We start from the raw sequence: 5,088 nt of genomic DNA, 5'->3' as shown, positions 1-5,088 counted from the left end.
GCGGGCGGCCTCACGTCGGGCACCCGGACCCGAATGGATTACACCAAACCACACCTGGTGGAGGAGTTCCTGACCCGCTTCCAGCAGCAATAGCCCATCGGTCGGAGCGTACCGCGCCTGGTCAGCTCGACGGCCGAGGGCTGTGATGGTGCCGTGGGTTGCTGTACTTCCGTGCTGCACGGCGACTAGGTCAAGACCGAGCTCCGACCCCCGTCCGGGGGGAAAGTGACCTGACGTAGCGGCGAGTGTGATCAAGTGCCGTACCGCGTGGTCAGACGCATTCGGTCGTGCCGTCGAGCATGATCGAGTCTGACCACGCGGTACGGCGTTCACTGACGATTCGCTGACTCTCGTATAACCGGCTGCGCGCCGGAAACGGCCGGAGGCGCTCACGACGTGCGCCGTCTCGACGTCGGAGGTGCGAGAATAGACGACGATTCGAGACGCAGGAGGTGAGCTGTGACGTCGAGTAGCGCTGAGCAGATGCCCGAGTGGCCAACCGCTGAGCACGTACCGGCCGAGGAGCTGGCGCGTCGTCAGGGCATCCGGCCAGTCACCTCCGTCGACGACCTGGCCCGGCCGGACCTGTTCGAGTCGGACGAGGAACTGGATGCCTTCCTCGCCGACCTGTACGCCTCCCGGCGGGCCGGCGCCGCGTGAGCCTCGTCGTCCTGGACACCGACGTAGCGTCGGCGATCCTCCGGGGGCGGCTGCATGACCGTCTCCGTGCCCGTCTGGCCGGTAAGACCCTGTGCATCACCTTCGTGACGCTCGGGGAGCTGACCAAGTGGACCGCGCTGCGGAGCTGGGGGCCACGCAAGCTGGCCGACCTCGCCCAGTGGCGGTCCGGGGTGGTGCTGCTGCCCTTTGACGAGGCGGTGGCGACGACCTGGGGGCACCTCCAGGCGCGGGCGCAGCATCGTGGGCGGCCACGGCCGACGAATGACTCCTGGATCGCGGCGTGCTGCCTGGTCGACCGGCTACCGCTGGCGACCTTCAACGGCAAGGACTACGCCGACTTCGCCGAGTACGACGGCCTCCGCCTCTTCGACGTCTCCTAGCTTTCGGCAACACCTCGGCGCGGCTGACCGGCGTCGTACGACTTCCGCCCCCGGCCCCTCGGGTCGGGGGCGGCTTCGCGTGACGCCGGCATTCCGCGGCCTGGTCCCCGTACCCGGTGGCAAGCCGCGCAGCGGCGCGGCAGCCGATCGCCCCGACCTCGACGGCGGCCAACCGCCCTCGCGATCGTTCCGGAGTGGCGCTTCCTCGTATCCTGCATCGATGCGTAACGGGACGAAGAACCAAGCTGGTCTGACTCGGTGGACATGGACGCTGGCGTCGGCTCAGCTCCTCATCGTTGCGATGTACGCCTACGGGGCAGTCGCCTACCTCACCACCGAAGCCGAGTACTTCCCTGAGCAATCACCACCTGGGTGGGCATGGCCCGCGGTGATCGCGGTAGGGGTGGGCTTCATCCCGGCTCTGCTGTGCTTGGCCGCAGCTCTGCCCAAGCTGACCTCTTCCGGGCTGCGAGCCGATCGACGACGGTGGGTCGGACTTGCCGTAGCCAGCTCCCTTACCGGTCTGATGCTCTTGGTCATGGTCACACCACCCGGCTGGAAGCTATTCGATTGGTACGTCAGCTAACCCACGGGAGCCGCGTACAGCCCGCCGCGCTTGCGCGGCCCTTGATCCTAAAGAGACTGTTTCGGCAACGCCGGGCATAGGCTCTGCCGAGATCTGCGCCTCACGAGTCCGCTGCGGGGTGTCCGTACACCGCCTGGTGCTCGCGCCCGGCATGGCGAATCAGTCCACGATCGTCCGCTGATGTTCGCTGGCTTGGCTCCCCAGTGCGACACGGACCTCGCTAGCAGAGCTCAAGGCCCGGATCGTGCATTTCCGCTGGAAGTAAGAGCCCCGGCCTCCGGACCTCCCATGCGATGTCCGGCCCGGCTACTGACCTGCTGAAACGCCTTCTGTCGGTTTCCGGCGTCTTCCGCCGTTACTCGCGCTTGGTTGTGCCGGATCTGTGCCCGGCCCTCGTAGGTCCTATGCAGCAGGACCCTTCGGTCTATGACGTCGCTTTCTGACTTGGCGACCACCGGCAGCAGCTACGCGGCCTCCCCGCCGGCCGGGAACCGACCCCCGGCGGGGGATGCGGGCCGCTTCGCTCGCCTCAGTTCGATTCAGGACAGCTTCAGCGGCGGTCGGTTGCTATGGTCGCTCGCATGGTCGCGGGGAGTGACAAGAGTCGGCGGAAGCCGCGTAGGGCTATGACCGCTCAGGAGCGGGAACAGGCGGAGCGTGACATCCGAGGTGCGATCTTCGACTTCCAGGAGACCGCCTACGCCAACCTTCGAAACGCTATCGCCAACGTTGCCATCTTCTTCGGCGCCGTTGGGGTCTTCGCCATGGTGGCTGGCGTGGCCGAGGGTCTGCGTCTGATTCCGATGGTTGTCCTCGTCCTCGCTGGGCTTGTGGGAGTCGCCTACTACCCGGCGCGGCAACGCGGGAAGTTCGCCGTCCAGCTTCTGCTGGTATCGAGCACGCTCGTGGTGATCGGGCTGGCCGGGCTCGTCCTTGTGGCCACGGTGCTCGACTGATGTCCTTCTCCGTCGAGCCGTCGGCGTTGGTCAGCTATGCGCGGCAACTGGACCGCGCCAGCGACGACACGTCCGCGATCAGCAGCTACATCGGCACCCATTCCAAGGACGCCAGCGGCGGAGAACTGATCGCCATCGCTGCTGAGGGCCACCGGCACGCCACCGCCGTCATCACCGACACTCTGCGGCGGCTGACCACCCTGCTCGACGCATCCGGGCCGGAACTGAACGCCGCCGCTACCTACTACCGGCAGACCGACCTCACAGCTGCGGCACACCTGGATCGCACCCTACCCGGAGCGGCCCCATGCCAGCCCCCAACAGCCCTGGAACAGGACGCTGCGGGGATCGTCTGCACCCCGCCGCCCTTCACCGACCTGCGCGACGCCACCGGCCATCTCACCCCGCCACCGGAACCAGAGACGCCGCCGAACGCCCTGGGCTGGATGGACTATCTCAGCCCCACCTCGTGGGCCATGAAGGGCTTCGACATCGTTTTCGGCTTCGACCCCATCTCCTGGCTCCAGGAACGCATGTTTGGCAACTGGGAAGCCCTCGCCACCATGCAACCCGTCCTGGCCAACAGCGGCTCCGCGCTGTACGACCTGGCGCTCAACACACAGACCGGCGCGGCCAGCCTGCGTCAGATGTGGCAGGGGCAGGCGGGAGAAGCCGCCTACGAATACTTCGCCAAGCTTGCCAACGCAGTCGGCGCGCTACGCGGACCTCTCAATGACATCGGCCGCGAGTACAAGGTGGTAGCCGACTCCGTCTGGTCGATCAGTGAAGCCCTCGGCGGTGTCATCAAAGGACTCGTAGATGCCGCCATCATCGCCGGCATCGCCGCCGCAGCCGGCACGGCCACCTCCTGGACCGGCGCTGGCGCTGTCGTCGGCTACGGCGTCGCCGCAGCCGAGATCGCCTACATGCTCAAGCTGTGGGCTCAGGCCACCCAGCTCTACCAGCACGCCAACGCCGCCGTCCTCACGTTCCGCGCCGCGCTCACCAAACGACTCGGCGAACTCGAATCCGTCAAACTGCCCGTGTTGCCTGGCAACAGCGGATATGACCACCCCCTGGCATCAGCCGGAGCAACACGATGAGCGACCTCGCCGACATAGCCGGCAACGACCCCCGCCGCCTACGCGCACTGCACGACAGCCTCAACCAGCTCGCCAACAGCCCTCAACGCGAACTCCGCGAACTGGCACACGCCGTCCTCAACGGCGAGGTCACGCTACGAACAGCTGCCCTCAGCAGCGCCTATGCCCCCGCCATGGACGAGGCCTTCGACAGCTTCTGGACCTACTACAACCAACTAACCCCAGACGAGCGAAACGAACTCGAAGCCAGTGCCTACAACGACCTCCCGACCTCCAGCTAAAGCCAGGCGTCCTGATGGCCCAGACGATCTGTCACGCCGTCACATGACGCCTCGCTTACAAGTTCTGGGCGCTCTGTCCGGTCCCGTCCGCACACGTCTCTGACGTCGGGCGTTGATCCGCTGCCGGCTGGCTTCGGCTCTCACTGTTCGGCCCTGTTGCTGTCACCGTTGCTGTCGACAGCAACAGGGCTGACTGCTTCGGTGTGAAGGAATGATCAGCCGCCGATGAGCTGGGCGGGTAGCTGGCCGAACTGCCGGAACAATCCACCATCGTCCGTGGGCGTCCCGCGCTGGCCGTCTCGGTCGTCACCCAGTTGGTCACCCAGCTCGGGTGTCAGACGTTCAAGCGGAACTGAGTCCGGCCAAGCCACGACCTGGGGAAGATCGACCGGCCGAAGTGCCCTGCGATCGTGGCATCATCGTGCCGTGAGTCACCCGGACGAACTCGACGACAACTGGCTCAACGGCGAGGAAATCACCTGCCCGGAGTGCCACGAACGCCTCTACCGTCTCGATCACTCACCGCTGTTGGACTGCTACTTCCTCTATTGCGACGGCTGCCCAATGCGGGTGGATGTCAGTTACTACGACAGCACGTGTATCGCCATCGCGGATGCGCTCCCTGCCCGGGACGGGATCCGTTCCAAGCTGATGGACACACTTGAAGCGCGACTACGACGGTGCGACTGCGGCGGGCGGTTCCGGGACTCGGCTCCTCGGCGCTGCCACCGGTGCTCTGCCGTCCTGACGACCATCAGTGCGCCCTCCGGTGTCGACGTCTGGCCAGGCTGGTGGACGGATGAGACGGACACGGCCTCCATGGAAGAGGAGTTCACCGCCAGGTACTTCCGCACGGAGGACCTCTGGAAGTACTGACGCCGCCGGATTCAGTTGCCGGCCCAGACGGCCCAGGGACGCAGGCGTCGGGACCTCGACCACGGCGAGCCCTGCCATCCTGCCTGCCGTCGGCCCTCCCTAGTGGGGAGCCGGCCGCCGCCCGGCCCGCCACGTCAACCGAACCTTGACGCACGTACGGACGCTGCCGCAACAGCCTGCGTCGGTGTCGGCTCTCGTGTCACGGACCGCGCCCTCGGCGGACAC

General features: G+C 66.5%; 6 protein-coding genes. All 6 read left to right on the top strand.

The features are described from left to right. Positions 1–483 precede the first annotated feature (483 nt). A complete protein-coding gene (locus tag AB0G13_RS33995) occupies positions 484–660 on the top strand; it encodes a hypothetical protein (protein ID WP_357883597.1) in 177 nt (58 codons plus the stop codon). Further along, positions 657–1,061, top strand: coding sequence for a type II toxin-antitoxin system VapC family toxin (locus AB0G13_RS33990; RefSeq protein WP_350683805.1), 405 nt, complete (start codon positions 657–659; stop codon positions 1,059–1,061). The genes AB0G13_RS33995 and AB0G13_RS33990 overlap by 4 nt, the downstream gene beginning before the upstream one ends. Before the next feature lie 1,212 nt (positions 1,062–2,273). Further along, positions 2,274–2,603: a hypothetical protein gene (locus AB0G13_RS33985; protein ID WP_357883594.1), complete on the top strand. Its 330-nt coding sequence runs from the start codon at positions 2,274–2,276 to the stop codon at positions 2,601–2,603. Next, complete coding sequence (locus AB0G13_RS33980; RefSeq protein WP_357883591.1) at positions 2,603–3,706, top strand: hypothetical protein; 1,104 nt, start codon at positions 2,603–2,605, stop codon at positions 3,704–3,706. The genes AB0G13_RS33985 and AB0G13_RS33980 overlap by 1 nt, the downstream gene beginning before the upstream one ends. Continuing rightward, on the top strand, positions 3,703–3,987 hold the full coding sequence (locus AB0G13_RS33975) for a hypothetical protein (RefSeq protein ID WP_357883588.1): 285 nt from the start codon (positions 3,703–3,705) through the stop codon (positions 3,985–3,987). The genes AB0G13_RS33980 and AB0G13_RS33975 overlap by 4 nt, the downstream gene beginning before the upstream one ends. Positions 3,988–4,413: 426 nt before the next feature. After that, the gene (locus AB0G13_RS33970) at positions 4,414–4,863 is read left to right on the top strand and encodes a hypothetical protein (RefSeq protein WP_357883585.1); all 450 of its coding nucleotides are present in this window, start codon (positions 4,414–4,416) and stop codon (positions 4,861–4,863) included. Positions 4,864–5,088 lie beyond the last annotated feature (225 nt).

Source organism: Micromonospora sp. NPDC023633 (assembly GCF_040640035.1).
Classification (GTDB): domain Bacteria; phylum Actinomycetota; class Actinomycetes; order Mycobacteriales; family Micromonosporaceae; genus Micromonospora.
Note: the sequence above shows the minus strand (reverse complement) of the source record. Positions and strands in the feature narration are given on the sequence as shown.

Bases quoted from the DNA above. Each gene is read 5' to 3' on its own strand.
- AB0G13_RS33980 (WP_357883591.1), top strand. From the start codon at position 2,603: ATGTCCTTCTCCGTCGAGCCGTCGGCGTTGGTCAGCTATGCGCGGCAA.
- AB0G13_RS33995 (WP_357883597.1), top strand. From the start codon at position 484: ATGCCCGAGTGGCCAACCGCTGAGCACGTACCGGCCGAGGAGCTGGCG.
- AB0G13_RS33975 (WP_357883588.1), top strand. From the start codon at position 3,703: ATGAGCGACCTCGCCGACATAGCCGGCAACGACCCCCGCCGCCTACGC.
- AB0G13_RS33985 (WP_357883594.1), top strand. From the start codon at position 2,274: ATGACCGCTCAGGAGCGGGAACAGGCGGAGCGTGACATCCGAGGTGCG.